Raw genomic sequence first — 14,118 nt, forward strand, 5'->3', positions numbered from 1 at the left:
TGGACGGTGACGGGCCGGCGACCGGCCGGCCGCCGAGGAGGGCCTCCCGTGCAGTACGCCGAGTCCGTGATCGACCTGGTCGGCAACACCCCGCTGGTGCGGCTGACCTCCGTCACCCGCGATCTGGGCCCCGACGCGCCCCTCGTGCTCGCCAAGGTGGAGTACCTCAACCCCGGCGGCTCGGTGAAGGACCGCATCGCCGTGCGCATGGTCGACGCCGCCGAGGCCAGCGGCGCGCTGCGGCCGGGCGGCACGATCGTGGAGCCGACCAGCGGCAACACCGGCATCGGGCTGGCGCTGGTGGCCCAGCAGCGCGGCTACCGCTGCGTCTTCGTCTGCCCCGACAAGGTCGGGCAGGAGAAGATCAACGTGCTCAAGGCCTACGGCGCGGAGGTCGTCGTCTGCCCCACCGCCGTCGACCCGGCCGACCCCCGCTCGTACTACTCCGTCTCCGACCGGCTCACCCGCGAGACACCCGGTGGCTGGAAACCCGACCAGTACTCCAACCCGGCCAACCCCCAGTCGCACTACGAGACCACCGGCCCGGAGATCTGGGCGCAGACCGAGGGCCGGATCACCCACTTCGTCACCGGCATGGGCACCGGCGGCACGATCAGCGGGACCGGGCGCTACCTCAAGGAGGTCTCCGGCGGGCAGGTGCGCGTCATCGGCGCCGACCCGGAGGGCTCGGTCTACTCCGGCGGCACCGGCCGGCCCTACCTCGTCGAGGGCGTCGGCGAGGACTTCTGGCCCTCGACCTACGACCGCGGCATCGCCGACGAGGTGATCGCCGTCAGCGACGGCGACTCCTTCGCCATGACCCGACGGCTGGCCCGCGAGGAGGGGCTGCTGGTCGGCGGCTCCTGCGGGATGGCGGTCGTGGCCGCGCTGCGCGCCGCCGAGAAGCTGACCAGGGACGACGTCCTGGTCGTGCTGCTGCCCGACGGTGGCCGCGGCTACCTCGGCAAGATCTTCAGCGACGACTGGATGGCGGACTACGGCTTCCTGGACGCCACGGCCGGGGAGACCGTGGGCGAGCTGCTGCGCACCAAGTCCGGCGAGACGCCCACGCTGGTGCACACCCACCCCAACGAGACCGTCCGCGAGGCGATCGACATCCTGCGCGAGTACGGCGTCAGCCAGTTGCCGGTGGTCCGTGCCGAGCCGCCGGTGACCGCGGGCGAGGTGGTCGGCTCGGTGGACGAGAAGGCGCTGCTCGACGCCCTCTTCGAGGGCCGGGCCCGGCTCGGCGACCGGATCGAGAAGCACATGTCGGCGCCGCTGCCCATCATCGGCTCGGGCGAGGCGGTCAACGCGGCGGTGGCCGCGCTGGGCTCCGCCGACGCGCTGCTGGTGCACGTCGACGGGAAGCCGGCCGGCGTGGTCACCCGGCAGGACGTGCTGGGACACCTGGCCGGGCTGGCGCCTACGGTCGGCGCATGAGCTCCCGCGGCCTGCCCGGCTTCAACACCCGCGCCATCCACGCCGGCCAGGAGCCCGACCCGGCCACGGGCGCGGTCATCGTCCCCGTCCACCTGACGACCACCTTCAAGCAGGACGGCGTGGGCGGGCTGCGGGGCGGCTACGAGTACAGCCGCAGCGCCAACCCGACCCGGACGGCCCTGCAGGAGGCGCTGGCCGCCCTCGAGCAGGGGTCGCACGGGATGGCCTTCGCCTCGGGCCTGGCCGCGGAGGACACCCTGCTGCGCACGGTCTGCGAGCCGGGCAGCCACGTCGTGCTCGGCGGGGACGCCTACGGCGGGACGTTCCGGCTGCTGTCGAAGGTGGCCGCCCGCTGGGGAGTCGAGCACACCCCCGCCGACCTCAACGACGTCGACGCGCTGCGCGCCGCGATCCGCCCCACGACGCGGGTCATCTGGTGCGAGACGCCGACCAACCCGCTGCTCAACATCGCCGACATCGCCCTGGTGGCCGAGATCGCCCACGAGGCCGGCGCGCTGCTCGTCGTCGACAACACCTTCGCCTCCCCCTACCTGCAGCAGCCGCTCGCCCTCGGCGCGGACGTCGTCGTGCACTCCACGACGAAGTACCTGGGCGGGCACTCCGACGTCGTCGGAGGCGCGCTGGTCGTCTCCGACGACGAGCTCGCCGAGCAGCTGGCCTACCACCAGAACGCGATGGGGGCGGTCGCCGGGCCGTTCGACTCCTGGCTGGTGCTGCGCGGCATCAAGACCCTCGGCGTCCGCATGGACCGGCACCAGTCCAACGCCGCCCGCATCGCCGAGTTCCTGCTCGGGCACGACGCCGTCGCGTCCGTGCTCTACCCGGGCCTGCCCGACCACCCCGGCCACGCGATCGCCGCGAAGCAGATGTCCGGCTCCGGCGGGATGCTGTCGTTCCGGCTGACCGGCGGCGAGGAGCCGGCGCTGCGGGTGTGCGAGCGCGCCCAGGTGTTCACGCTGGCGGAGTCCCTGGGCGGCGTGGAGTCGCTGATCGAGCACCCGGGCCGGATGACCCACGCCAGCGCCGCCGGCTCGCCGCTGGAGGTGCCGGGCGACCTGGTGCGGCTCTCCGTGGGCATCGAGGACGTCGAGGACCTGCTGGCCGACCTGGAGCAGGCGCTGGCCTCGTGATCCTCCGGATCACACCGCGACCGACGACCGTCCTCGGATCCGGCGAGCCGCTGCGTCACGCCTGCGCGGACCCCTCCGGGCCCACTCGGCGACCGGTGGCTCACCTGGGTGCGGTGAGGATGCGCGGGCCGTCGTCGGTGACGGCGACGGTGTGCTCGACGTGCGCCGCCCGGCTGCCATCGGCGCTGCGGAGCGTCCAGCCGTCGGCGTCGACGCGGTAGTCGTCGCTGCCGCCGGCCAGGAACCACGGCTCGATCGCGATCACCAGCCCGGCCCGCAGCGGGACGCCCCGCCCGGGCCGGCCCTCGTTGGGCACGCTCGGCGCCTCGTGCATCGCCCGCCCCACGCCGTGTCCGCCCTGGTCGGTGTTGATCCCGCACCCGTCGGCCCGGCCGACCGCCCCGATGGCCGCGGAGACGTCACCCACCCGGTTGCCGACGACGGCCGCGGAGATGCCGGCCTCCAGTGCCCGCTCCGCCGTCGCCACCAGCGCCAGGTCCTCCGGGTGCGGCCTGCCGACCGGGAAGGTGATCGCGGCGTCCCCGACCCAGCCGTCGAGGGTCGCCCCCGCGTCGACGCTCAGCAGGTCGCCGTCGACCAGGACGTGCGGGGTGGGGATCCCGTGCAGCGCGACGTCGTTGACCGACAGGCACACGACGCCCGGGAAGGGCGGCGTGGTCGACAGTGGCGCGTAGCCCAGGAAGGGTGAGGTGGCACCGGCGCCGGCGAGGACGTCCCGGGCCACCGAGTCGAGCTGGCTCAGCCGGACGCCGGGCGCCGCGGTCGCCCGCACGGCGGCCAGCATGTCGGCCACGACGGCACCGGCCGCCCGCATCGCGTCCAGCTCGCCGGGTGTCCGCAGTTCGATCATGTCGCCGCCTTCCGGTATGGCTCTCCCGGTGTACGAGGGCCCCATCCTCCTCACCGTCCGCGACCTCGGGGCGAGCCCCTGGACGGGCCGACGGCGCCCTGCTCCGCGCCGCCCGCGGCGACCGCAGCCCCGGCGGGGAAGCAGATCCGCCGCGTCGCGGTTCCGCCCGGCAGACGGCCCGACCCAGGAGGATCCGAGCGTGAGCACCACGGACGACACCCGCGACCTGACCGCCCTCGAGCGGGAGCGCGCCCGCATCCGCGCCGACCACCTGCGGCCGGCCGGCGAGCGCCCCGCCTCCACCGCCCGCGGGCTGCACCACACCGCGCTGATCAGCAGCGACGTCGAGCGGACCGTCCGCTTCTACCAGGACGTCCTCGGCTTCCCGCTGACCGAGCTGATCGAGAACCGCGACTACCCGGGGTCCAGCCACTTCTTCTTCGACATCGGCCACGGCAACCTGCTGGCCTTCTTCGACTTCCCCGGCCTGGACGTCGGCCCGTACGCCGAGGTCCTCGGCGGGCTGCACCACATGGCCATCAGCGTGGACCCGCAGCTCTGGCAGGAGCTCGTGCAGCGGCTCACCGACGCCGGCGTCGACCACGAGGTGCACAGCGGCGTCTCGGTCTACTTCCGCGACCCCGACGGCGCCCGCATCGAGCTCATCGCCGACCCACTCGGCGAGATGTACGGGTCCACGGTCCTCTGAGGGGAACCCCCGTCGGGGTCAGCGCGCCGCGTCGACGAGGTCGGCGTAGTCGGGGTGCCGCTCGATCCAGCCGCGGATGAACGAGCAGCGCGGCACGACGCGCAGTCCGCGCGACCGGACGTCGTCCAGCGCGCCGCGGGCCAGGGTGCTGCCCACGCCGTCGCCCTCCTGGTCCGGGTCGACCTCGGTGTGGGTGAACACCACCTGGTCCCCCTGACGCTCGTAGGCGGCCAGGCCGAGGACGCGGTCCCCCTCGCGGATCTCGTAGCGGTCGGCTCCCGGGACGTCCCGGACGGTGAGGTCCATGGTGGCGCCAACCCGCCACGGCCCGGTGCTGTTCCGCAGCTCAGTCGGCGAGCGCCAGCGCCCGCGTCGGGCACTGGGCGACGGCCTCCCGGACGTCGGACTCCTCCTCCGGGGCGGGCTCGGGCCGCAGCACCGTGACGACGCCGTCGTCGCCGACCTCGAAGACCTCGGGGACCAGCGCCTCGCAGGCGCCGGAGCCCACGCAGCGTTCGAGGTCGGCCGTGACCCGCATCAGACGGCCCCCGCCAGCCGGGCCGGCAGCCGCTTGATGCCGTTGACGAAGGACGAGCGCAGCCGGTCCGGCTCCCCGGTCACCTCCAGGTCGGGCAGCTGGTCGAACAGCGCCCGGAAGGTCACCGCGAGCTCCCGCCGGGCCAGGTGCGCGCCCAGGCAGAAGTGCGGTCCCTTCGAGCCGAAGCCGACGTGCGGGTTGGGGTCGCGGGCCAGGTCGAACACCTCCGGGTCGCGGAACACCTCTGGGTCGCGGTTGGCCGAGGCGTAGAAGAGGAGGAACTTGTCCCCGGCGGAGAACCGGTGGCCGTTGACCTCGCCGTCCCGGGTGGCCGTCCGCCGCATCCAGGTGACCGGGCTGGTCCAGCGCACGACCTCCTCGACCGCGGTGCGGTCCAGACCGGGGTCGGCCATCCAGCGCGCCCGCTGCTCGGGGTGCTCGTGCAGGGCGAGGACGCCCTGCGAGATCGCGTTGCGGGTGGTCTCGTTCCCCGCGACGAGCAGGAGGATGAAGAACGAGGCGATCTCCTGGTGCGACAGCTGCTCGCCGTCCACCTCCGTGGTCACCAGGGCCGTGGTGAGGTCCTGGCGCGGGTGCGCCAGCCGCTCGCCGGCCAGCCGCTCCATGAGCCCGGCCAGCTCCATGCCCGCCAGCAGGAAGGCGTTGAGCGGGTCGTCCTGGTCCTCGATGAGGTCCGGGTCGCCGCCGGACAGGATGATGTTCGACTGCGCCAGCACCATCGCCCGGTGCTCCTCGGGGATGCCCATCATGTCGCAGATGACCCGCAGCGGGATCGGAGCGGCGATGTCGGCGACGACGTCGATCGCGCCGCCGTTCGCCGCCGCCGTCCGCCGGGCCTGCGCGAGGACGTCGTCGGCCACGGCGCGGACGGAGTCGAGCACCCGCTCGAGCATCCGCGGGGTGAAGGTCTTCGACACGATTCGGCGGATCTTGGCGTGCCGGGGGTCGTCCATGCTGATCAGCGAGCCGTAGAACTCGTTGAGGTCGGCCGGGATGTCCTGGATCGACACCGCCCCCTGCCCGGAACAGAAGACCGCCGGCTGTGAACTGATCGCCTCGACGTCGGCGTAGCGGGTGACCGCGTGGTAGCCCGGCCCCACCGGCAGCATCGGCATGACCGGCTCGGCGTAGAAGGCGAACGGCCGCTCCCGGCGCAGCGCGGCGAACGTCGCGTGGCGGACCGACGGCGGCCCCGCCCACCAGTCCCGGTCGGACAGGTCGACGGCGTCCAGGTCGACGGGAACGGGTGTGGCGGCCTCGACGGACACGGAGCGCCTCCTCGCGGACGGTCAGCGGTGACCGTCACGCTAGAGAGCACGCGGGGTGACGCACAACACACCAGATCGGCATGGCGCCCGAGGAACGACAGAGGGCCCGGTCACCGTGGTGACCGGGCCCTCTGCGAGGAGTAGCGGGGGCAGGATTCGAACCTGCGACCTCTGGGTTATGAGCCCAGCGAGCTACCGAGCTGCTCCACCCCGCGTCGCGCCTCAACCATACACGCCCGATCCGGCGACGTCGGACCCCCCGTCGGGGCCGAGCGCGCCTCACGCTCAGCTGCCGGACAGCAACTTACAGTCGCGGCCGTGACGGCGGAGGTGGCGACCAGCAGCTTCCTCGGCGACCCGCAGCCGGTGGAGGCCTTCCACGCCGGCGACTGGTTCCCCGGTGACCTGCTCGGCTGGCGCTTCGACGAGACGGGGACCTGCCGCGTCCGCGTCCGCTGTGTCGTGGGCGGGCTGCGCCACACCGCCTGGACGGACCTCGCGCACCTTCGGCTGCCGACCACGACCGGCACGCCGGTGGCCGCCGGCCGAGCTCCGGAGCGGCATGCCGACCCCACACCCGCCCAGCCCGTCGCCCCACGCCGCGCCGCGGAGGCTCCCGCGGCGCCGGCCGCTCCGGCGCCGTCCCCGTCGGACCGCGACACCGGCCGGCACCCGCTGCTCCCGGCGACCGACCCGCGTCCGGCACCCGCCGCCGTCCCGCGACCCCGCCGCGCGCCGGGCTCGTGGAGTGGCTGACCGCCGCCGTGTGAGTGACCTCCAGGACCCGCCCGGACCCGATGCCCGTCTGGACTCGGCCCCGTCAGGCGCGCGGTGACGGGGCGACCGCCCCCGGGATGTTGGCGTTTCGGTGGAAGACGTTGCCCGGGTCGTAGGCGGCCTTCACCGAGGCGAGGCGGCCGTACTTCGCGCCGTAACTGGCCTCGACCTGGGCGAGGTCCTGGGACTCCAGGGCATTGACGTAGGTGCCGGATCCGATCATGTGCGGTCGCAGCGCCTGCTCCACCGACCGGATCCAGCTCCGTTCGTCGGGCAGCGTGTCCGGCGTCGGGGCGAGCCCGATGAAGAAGCCGTTCCAACGGGGGGAGCGCCCGCCGCCGAAGGCGGTGTCGTCCTCGCCGATCTCGGAGTAGGCCTCGTCGAGCCGGTAGAACAGCAACACGGACATGGGTGACGTCTTGCGCGGGGCGTGGTCGACGAGCACGTCGATCACCTCGTCGGTGAGCTCGGCGAAGTAACCGCCCTTGCCGTAGCAGCAGACACCCCAGGGGTTGGCCTCGTCCTCCACCTGTTGCACGGCTGTGAACGGCATCGGGGTGACCACGTCGAACAGCGGCGGCAGCCTCAGTCTGATCCGCTCGGCGACCTGTTGGTGCTCGGCGGGATCGCCGAAGCCGACCAGCATCAGCCCGTACCCGGGGATCCCGTGGTGCTCGACCGGCACGAACGGCGCGGCGGGAGCGGTCAGCGCCGCAGCGGGAACGGCGCTCATCGAGCGCGGTAGCTCCGCGGCGATGTCCCGCATCAAGCGCAGTGCCTCACCGCCCCGGGCCTGCTCCCAGAAGAAGAGGCCGAACTGGACGATCGGCCCGACGTCGAGCAGCCGGAACTCGAACTCCGTGACCACGCCGAAGTTGCCGCCGCCACCACGAATGGCCCAGTAGAGGTCGGCGTTCTCCTCGGGGGCGGCGCGCAGCACACGGCCGTCAGCGATGACGACCTCCGCCGACAGGATGTTGTCGACGGTGAGGCCGCCTTGCCGGGTGAGCCATCCCATCCCGCCGCCGAGGGTGAGTCCACCCACGCCGGTGTGACTGATCAGCCCCATCGGCACGGCGAGCCCGTGAGCCTGTGTCGCGGCGTCGACATCGCCCATCAGCGCGCCGCCCTGCACACGGGCGCGCCGGGCGACGGGGTCGACACCCACCGCGTTGAGCAGGCGCAGGTCGATGACGAGCCCGCCATCGACGGAGGACAAGCCGGGGATGCTGTGGGCGCCACCGCGCACCGCGACCTCGAGCCCCTCAGAACGGGCGTACCGAACGGCGGCGGCGACATCCGCGGTCGACGCGCACTGGACGACGACGGCCGGACGTCGATCGACGGCCCCGTTCCACACCCTGCGGGCGTCGTCGTAGCCGTCGTCAGCCGGCCCGTGAACGGGTCCGGTCACCTCGGACCGCAACCGCTCGATGCCGCCACTCACGGTCCGCGTCATGTCTGGCCTCTCCGGCTGCCGACGGTCGGCTCATCCGAGGCGCACTGTCCTCCCGCGTCCGGTGGCGGGACACCCGTCCTGACCTCGCACGGCCGATCGACGCGGGGACACGCATGTCGTCGCGGCCACACCGGTGTGCTCCGACACCCTGCGAGGAGTCCGCTGCAGCAGGGTTCCCGAGCTTCGACGCGTCGACCGTCCAGCCGGCGGGGGCCCGGGGGACTTCGCGGGCGTCGCCGTGCTGCCGTGACCCTCGCCGCCCACGCCGCAGCGCTGGTGGCGCACGGCAACGGCTTCGTTGCCGCCTTCTACGGCGGGCTCCCCTTCGGCGCCGCGGCCGGTCGGCGCTGCCCGGCCGAGCTGGTGTTCACCGAGCAGGCCGGCGACCTGGTCTCGCTGCTGGTGTGGCGACGTTCGGCGAGATCGCGGTGCCGATCATGTGGGACCGCCCGAGTTGGACCGTCGTGCTGTACGCCGTCCTCAGCCTCACACTCGTGCGGAGGATCCCGGTCGCGGTGGCCCTCCCCGTGGCCGTCATCGCGGTGACCGTGTTCCTCAGCGTGCTCGCCCACGGGTTCAGTGCCACCCCGCTGGCCGCCCGCTACGGCCGGGCCGCCGACGCGCGGAGCCCGAACCCGGCGGGCAGGTTCCCGATCTGCCCGTGCGTGGCTGCCCCGCCCCGCCATCCCGCACGCGTGCGAACCGAAGAGCGGGCTGCGGAGCCAGGTCCGCGCTCCCCTCAACCGGAAGGCACCGCGACCGTGCGCGACGGCTCGTTCACCGGGCTCCGCCGCTCGGCGGCGTCACCGCGGGCGCGGCATCGGCACGCTGACCGTCCACAGCGCGAAGGAGCTCACGGGACGTGGCCGCGGCGGCGACCTCCACCACTGCGCTTCCCGAGGCGAACCGCACCACGACGGGACGGTCGCCGAGCCGCTTGACCTCATCGGGGCGGGCCGAACGTGGCCCGTCCATCCGGTCGGCAGGCACCAGCTCATTGCGGAACAGGAACGGGCTCTTCGTCCAGACCAGCACGTGCCGGACCCAGCGCCCGTAGCCGCGGCGCCACGTCGAGCCGATCCCGTCGACCTCGCCGGCGCTGACCCGGATGGCACCTCGGAAGGCGCCGGCCTGGCGCGCCACCCACCGTTTGCGGCCGAGGACGAACGCCAGCAGAGCGACGATGACGACCAGGTCGACGCCGAGCAGCGCAAGCACCGCGATCAGCACGTTCGGGCTCCCTCGCCGAGGTGGCGACACCGCGCGATCAGCACGTCACGTCCGCTGCCGGTACTGCTCGGCCGCGGTGTCGAGGGTGAGCCCGGCGCCGAAGTGCGGGCCGCCGCCGACGTTGTAGACACCGGAGATCCGCTGCGGGTAGGAGCCGGCGGCGATGATCGCCTCGGACCATGCGTCGAGGTGGTCGAGCAGCTCGTCGAGGTCGTCGCCCAGGGCGTCGATCAGCGGGCGTTCGAGCTCGTCGGTGCGGACCTCGATCTCCTCCCGGAAGGCCCGGCCGGCCTCGGTGATCCTCTCGTCGTCGGTCATCAGCCCGCGCCGCTGCAGCCGCGCGAAACCGGCGTCCATGTCCGCGGCGGTCCACCCGCGACTCGGGGTGTACGAGCGGGCCGGCAGACCCCACCACTGCTCGGTGAGCAGCAGCACCTCCACCGCGTCGGCGCCGCCGACCACCCAGGTGACGACGTGGCTGTCCCCGCGGTGCTCGCGCACCAGATCCGCAGCGTGCCACACGTCGCCGAGCGGATGGCCGGGGAAGCCCAGCGAGCGCAACCCGCCGAACACCGCCCGACCCGCCCACGGCGCCGCGTCCGCGGCGCGCTGGAGCAGTTCGGCGACCCGGTCCAGGCCGTCGGGCTTGTCGCCGAGGACCCGCTCGAGCATCGCGGTCGCACCGCGCTCGCGCGCCCGCAGGACGGCGTCCCGGCCGGCGATCCGCCATCCGGCGGCGACCGCGGCCACCACGACCCTCGGGTTGAAGCAGCCGAACGCGGCGCTCACCACCTCCCCCGGGACCTGGCCCAAGCACGCCCCGCGGCTGGTGAAGTAGGAGGCCAGCTCCGGACGGGCGACGCCGTCGACGGTCACCGGACTGCCGTCGAAGCCGAGCGCCTGATAGGCCGCGTGCGCCTCCGGCGCGAAGTAGACCCCGGCGGCGACCGGCTCCACTGCGTTGCGCAGACGCCGCGCCCGCTCTCGGAAGTCGGTCCTCATCGGTGGCTCCGCGCCCCTTGAGGGACCTGCTCGGACCGCGTGGCCTGCCTCGGCACCGCGGATGTCGAGGCCTCCGCGACGGGCTCAACCTCGCCCGGCCGCCAGGTCTTGTCGAAGAAGGGCTGCAGCGGGCTGTACAGCCGCAGGATCACGAAGAATCCCTTGCCGGGCACGGTCTGCAGCCAGTTGTCCCGTTTCCCGTCCGGGGGCGTGGGCCCGATGTGGACGTCGGTGCTGCCGTCCGGGTTGGCGGCGACGCGGCCGGACTGGCTGCCGACATCCGGCCGGGGCTGGCCGGTCTGCAGCATGGAGCGGGTCTGCCGGTCGTAGAGCATGACCGACCAGAACCGGCTCTCCGGGATGTCCGGCGGCAACGTCAGCCGGTAGCTGCGGGCGCCGTCGAGGAAGGCGCCTTCGGCGTCCCGCATCGCGATCAGGTACTGCGATCCCAGACCGGTCAGCCGCATGCACATGGCCGGGGTGATGCCCGTGTAGGGATAGAGGAAGGCGATCCGGGAGTTCAGCTTGCGCGCGCCGTCGCTCGACCCGCGGACGGCCCCGTCCGGCGTGATCTGCGGGGGCGGGTCGAGGAACTCGTAGCCCCCGACGAACAGCATGTTGAACCACGCCGAGCCGGGGTAGAACGCGAAGCCTTCCTCCGGTCGGGGCGCGAACGCGATGGTGCGGGCGGTGGCGTTGCCCACCGCGACGGCGTCCTCGAGGATCGTCCGCATCCGCTCGTCGGGCGCGAACGGCCGGCCTTTCACGATCCCCACCGAGGCGAGCAGACCCATCAGCTCCGATTCGCCGCCGGACGCCGGCTCGTCCTGCACCAGGCGGTCGACGACCTCCCAGAAGGTGTAGTCGTTGGGCGGGACGGTGTTGAACGCCACCCCGGAGCCCTCGACGAACCGCGTCTCGGGCACCGCGGTCGCCGGCGCCAGGTGCGACACCGCGCCGGACAGGAAGGTGGCGACGGCGGTGCCGTGACCGCCGGGCACGTACGGGGAGATCCGGAAGCCCGCCCTGAGCGCCTCGACGGCCGGCGCCGGGTCGTTGTCCACCATGAACGCTCGGCCCAGCACGCCCACGTGCGCGGTCTTGGCGTGCGCGACGTGGAAGCCGCCGTCGGGGAGCGGGCCGTCGTAGCCGGGTCCCACGATCAGGTACCGGCCGCCCAGCCCGCGGTCGGGGCCGGGCACGCCGAAGTCGGTGACCCAGCCGAACCACATGTCGTCGACGGTGCCCAGGATCCCCGACGGCGGTCCCATCGCGGGGACGTCCATGACCATCGGACCTGCCGACAGGTCGACGAAGCTGAGGAAGTACACCGTGTCGCAGTTGGCGGTGAGGAAGAGCGAATCCGAGTCCATCAGGTCCGAGAACAGCAGCACCGAGTTGTCCTCGACGCCGATCGACCTGAAGCCGTCGCGCATCGCGGTCATCGAGGCACCGGGATAGGCCCGGATGAACGCCTCCACCCCGTGCACGAAGTCGAGGTGGTCGTACAGCAGTGCTGCAGTCGCGGCCGTCGGCGCGCCGTCGTCGAACTCCAACACCCCCAGACGGCTCTCCACCGTGTCCGGCGTCGAGATCGAGGCCAGCACCTCGGCCGACACGCCGCGCTGCGCAACGCTCATCGGAACCCTCCCACCACATCTCGAGCCACCCGGGGGCCCCGACCCAGAACTGCCGGACACCGTTCCCTGCTGTCGTGCGCCTACCGTCGTCTGTCAGCGCGACGGCAGGTTCATCCGGAATGCGTGAATCGCCCCGCCGGCGCTCGCCACCACCGGGGCGTGGGCGAAGCTCCCCACAGCGGCGGCATGAACAGCCAGCGCCGTCATGGAATGTTGTCGGGCGCGCCGACCGGCAGGGGCGGGCATCGAGACTCAGCCCGCCGTGCCGGTGCGACAGTTCAGGGGCTCCGTATCGGTCACCGTTGCGGGCCGCCTGCCTTGCGGCAGGAGTCCCAGCTCCCGCCCCCGGCGGACCGCTTCGCCGCGACGGCCGACCGCCAGCTTGCGCAGGATGCTGCGGATGCGGGTGCGGACGGTGTTGGTCGAGATCGACATGGCCGCGGCGATCTGCGCCGTGGACCTGCCGACGGCGAGGTGCCGCAGCGCCTCGAGGTCGCGCGCGGTCAGTGCAGGCGCCCCGTCGGGGCGGACCCGACAGATCTCGTCCGATGGCTGTGGCATGGCTGTACCCATTCCTGTGGTGCCGTCGAGGCGCTGCGGCCCCCGGTCCGACGTCTGCGGCCGGTCCCTCTCGGTGACCCCCGCGATGCGGCTCGTCACCGACGCCGGTGCGACACAACGTAGGAGGCCGCCCATCTCCCCGCTTCAGCGATGCGGACGGTGTACTTACGCCTTTCGGACATCGCCCCGGGAGCCCGATGAAGCGCCTCGTCCGCTACGCGACCCTGACCGGGTACGCAGACGTGGCCCGGGCGTGCGGTCTGGACCCGGCACGGCTGATGGCCAGTGTGGGCCTGGACATCGCCGACCTGGCCGCCACGGACAAGTGGATTCCCGGTGCGCCGGTCGCCCGGCTGTTGGAGCTGTCGGCGCGCGAGTCCGGCTGCGAGGACTTCGCCGTCCGGATGGCGGCGATGCGGACCTTGTCGACGGTGGGCCCGTTGAGTGTCGTGCTGCGCGAGGAGCCCGACCTGCGCAGCGCCCTGGAGCTGCTGACCCGCTACGAGCACGTCTTCATCGGCGTCCTCGACCTGCGCATGGCCGAGGCCGACGGCCTGGCCACGGTGCAGGCTTGGCTGGACTTCGGCGAGCCCGTCCTCCTCCGCCAGTCCCTGGATCTGACCGCGGCCAGCCTGGTCGGGATCATCCGGATGCTGGTCGGCGCCGACTGGCAGCCGCTGTCGGTCTGCTTCGCCCACCGCCCCCCGGCCGACGCGCGCACGTTTCACCGGGTCTTCGGGCCCGGCCTGCGCTTCGAGCACGAGTGCACCGGTGTGGTGTTCCCGGCCGCCGACCTGGACCGCCCGACGGTGACCCCCGATCCGGGGCTGCAGCCGTACCGCGAGATGCTGCTGCAGTCGATCGCCTCCCCCCGCCCCCAGACCACAGCCGACCAGGTCCGGGCACTGGTCGAGCTCGCCCTGCCGCTGGGGCAGTGCTCGATGGCACGGATCAGCCACACCCTGGGCGAGCAGCCGCGCACCCTGCACCGACACCTGGCCGGGGGCGGCGAGAGCTTCACCACGATCGTGCACGGCACCCGTGCCCGGCTCGCCGTGCGGTACCTGTCCAACGACCGCTACACGCTCACCGACGTCTCCCAACTGCTCGGCTTCGCCGCCCCCAGCACCTTCTCCAACTGGTTCCGCCAGCAGTTCGGCACCACGGCGAGCGAGTGGCGCAGCCGTGCCCAGGTCGGGAACGGGATCGGCGCTCGTGCTTGACCGCGAGCCGGTGCCGGCCGCGCCCCTCGGCCCGGCAGCGGCCCCGGCACGTCAGGTGTTCCCGTGCATCATCTTCGCCCTGTCCTTCGCACTGCTGTCGGCCTACATGTGCCGGCAGGTCCTGGCCGCCGTCTTTCCAGCTCCGCGCTGAGTGGGCGCTGTCGGACGCCCAGCTGGGCGCGCTGAGCAGCGTGGTCGCGTTGACGGTGGGCGTGCTGACGGTGC

At 73.1% G+C, this 14,118-nt stretch carries 15 protein-coding genes and 1 tRNA gene; 6 read left to right on the forward strand and 10 right to left on the reverse strand.

Translation table 11 applies throughout. The annotated features are described in order from the left end of the window. Positions 1 to 48: 48 nt before the first annotated feature. Together CRP39_RS20740 and CRP39_RS20745 are read left to right on the forward strand one after the other, a co-directional pair. Entirely contained in the window at positions 49 to 1,443 is a 1,395-nt protein-coding gene (locus tag CRP39_RS20740; RefSeq protein ID WP_097208284.1) for a cystathionine beta-synthase, read from the forward strand. Further along, positions 1,440 to 2,594 carry a cystathionine gamma-synthase gene (locus CRP39_RS20745; protein WP_097208285.1) on the forward strand — a complete coding sequence of 385 codons (1,155 nt, stop codon included), beginning with the start codon at positions 1,440 to 1,442 and terminating at the stop codon, positions 2,592 to 2,594. Before CRP39_RS20740 ends, CRP39_RS20745 begins: the two co-directional genes overlap by 4 nt. A 100-nt stretch (positions 2,595 to 2,694) precedes the next feature. Here CRP39_RS20745 and map read toward each other — a convergent pair whose 3' ends face one another. Beyond that, a complete protein-coding gene (map, locus tag CRP39_RS20750; protein WP_097208286.1) occupies positions 2,695 to 3,465 on the reverse strand; it encodes a type I methionyl aminopeptidase in 771 nt (256 codons plus the stop codon). Positions 3,466 to 3,664: 199 nt separating this feature from the next. Here map and CRP39_RS20755 point away from each other — a divergent pair, with 199 nt between their 5' ends. Further along, entirely contained in the window at positions 3,665 to 4,174 is a 510-nt protein-coding gene (locus tag CRP39_RS20755) for a VOC family protein (RefSeq protein WP_097208287.1), read from the forward strand. 18 nt (positions 4,175 to 4,192) lie between these two features. Here CRP39_RS20755 and CRP39_RS20760 read toward each other — a convergent pair whose 3' ends face one another. The 4 genes from CRP39_RS20760 to CRP39_RS20775 all read right to left on the reverse strand — a co-directional run bounded on the left by CRP39_RS20760 (position 4,193) and on the right by CRP39_RS20775 (position 6,216). Beyond that, entirely contained in the window at positions 4,193 to 4,480 is a 288-nt protein-coding gene (locus CRP39_RS20760) for a GNAT family N-acetyltransferase (protein WP_097208288.1), read from the reverse strand. A gap of 40 nt (positions 4,481 to 4,520) precedes the next feature. After that, positions 4,521 to 4,712 carry a ferredoxin gene (locus CRP39_RS20765; RefSeq protein WP_172442541.1) on the reverse strand — a complete coding sequence of 64 codons (192 nt, stop codon included), beginning with the start codon at positions 4,710 to 4,712 and terminating at the stop codon, positions 4,521 to 4,523. Then, positions 4,712 to 6,001 (reverse strand): cytochrome P450, encoded by a 1,290-nt coding sequence (locus tag CRP39_RS20770; RefSeq protein ID WP_097208289.1) that lies wholly within the window; start codon positions 5,999 to 6,001, stop codon positions 4,712 to 4,714. Before CRP39_RS20770 ends, CRP39_RS20765 begins: the two co-directional genes overlap by 1 nt. Positions 6,002 to 6,142: 141 nt before the next feature. After that, positions 6,143 to 6,216 (reverse strand) — tRNA-Met (locus CRP39_RS20775). A gap of 103 nt (positions 6,217 to 6,319) precedes the next feature. Between CRP39_RS20775 and CRP39_RS20780 the strand changes: the two genes are divergently transcribed. Further along, a complete protein-coding gene (locus CRP39_RS20780; RefSeq protein ID WP_097208290.1) occupies positions 6,320 to 6,757 on the forward strand; it encodes a hypothetical protein in 438 nt (145 codons plus the stop codon). A 64-nt stretch (positions 6,758 to 6,821) separates the two neighbouring features. Here CRP39_RS20780 and CRP39_RS20785 read toward each other — a convergent pair whose 3' ends face one another. The 5 genes from CRP39_RS20785 to CRP39_RS20805 all read right to left on the reverse strand — a co-directional run bounded on the left by CRP39_RS20785 (position 6,822) and on the right by CRP39_RS20805 (position 12,769). Beyond that, complete coding sequence (locus tag CRP39_RS20785; RefSeq protein ID WP_097208291.1) at positions 6,822 to 8,237, reverse strand: FAD-binding oxidoreductase; 1,416 nt, start codon at positions 8,235 to 8,237, stop codon at positions 6,822 to 6,824. A gap of 777 nt (positions 8,238 to 9,014) precedes the next feature. Next, a complete protein-coding gene (locus CRP39_RS20790) occupies positions 9,015 to 9,467 on the reverse strand; it encodes a DUF2550 family protein (RefSeq protein ID WP_097208292.1) in 453 nt (150 codons plus the stop codon). A gap of 45 nt (positions 9,468 to 9,512) precedes the next feature. Then, on the reverse strand, positions 9,513 to 10,469 hold the full coding sequence (locus tag CRP39_RS20795; RefSeq protein WP_097208293.1) for an SCO6745 family protein: 957 nt from the start codon (positions 10,467 to 10,469) through the stop codon (positions 9,513 to 9,515). Then, positions 10,466 to 12,109, reverse strand: coding sequence for a DUF1254 domain-containing protein (locus CRP39_RS20800; protein WP_097208294.1), 1,644 nt, complete (start codon positions 12,107 to 12,109; stop codon positions 10,466 to 10,468). The genes CRP39_RS20795 and CRP39_RS20800 overlap by 4 nt, the downstream gene beginning before the upstream one ends. 252 nt (positions 12,110 to 12,361) lie before the next feature. Continuing rightward, the gene (locus CRP39_RS20805; RefSeq protein ID WP_216359842.1) at positions 12,362 to 12,769 is read right to left on the reverse strand and encodes a response regulator transcription factor; all 408 of its coding nucleotides are present in this window, start codon (positions 12,767 to 12,769) and stop codon (positions 12,362 to 12,364) included. A gap of 98 nt (positions 12,770 to 12,867) precedes the next feature. On the opposite strand from CRP39_RS20805, the gene CRP39_RS20810 reads away from it, so the two are divergent. Both CRP39_RS20810 and CRP39_RS27270 read left to right on the forward strand, forming a co-directional pair. After that, positions 12,868 to 13,893 carry an AraC family transcriptional regulator gene (locus tag CRP39_RS20810; protein ID WP_097208296.1) on the forward strand — a complete coding sequence of 342 codons (1,026 nt, stop codon included), beginning with the start codon at positions 12,868 to 12,870 and terminating at the stop codon, positions 13,891 to 13,893. Beyond that, complete coding sequence (locus CRP39_RS27270) at positions 13,886 to 14,044, forward strand: hypothetical protein (protein WP_216359843.1); 159 nt, start codon at positions 13,886 to 13,888, stop codon at positions 14,042 to 14,044. The genes CRP39_RS20810 and CRP39_RS27270 overlap by 8 nt, the downstream gene beginning before the upstream one ends. Positions 14,045 to 14,118 lie beyond the last annotated feature (74 nt).

This window comes from Geodermatophilus sabuli (genome assembly GCF_900215145.1).
In the GTDB taxonomy this organism is placed as follows: Bacteria; Actinomycetota; Actinomycetes; order Mycobacteriales; family Geodermatophilaceae; genus Geodermatophilus; species Geodermatophilus sabuli.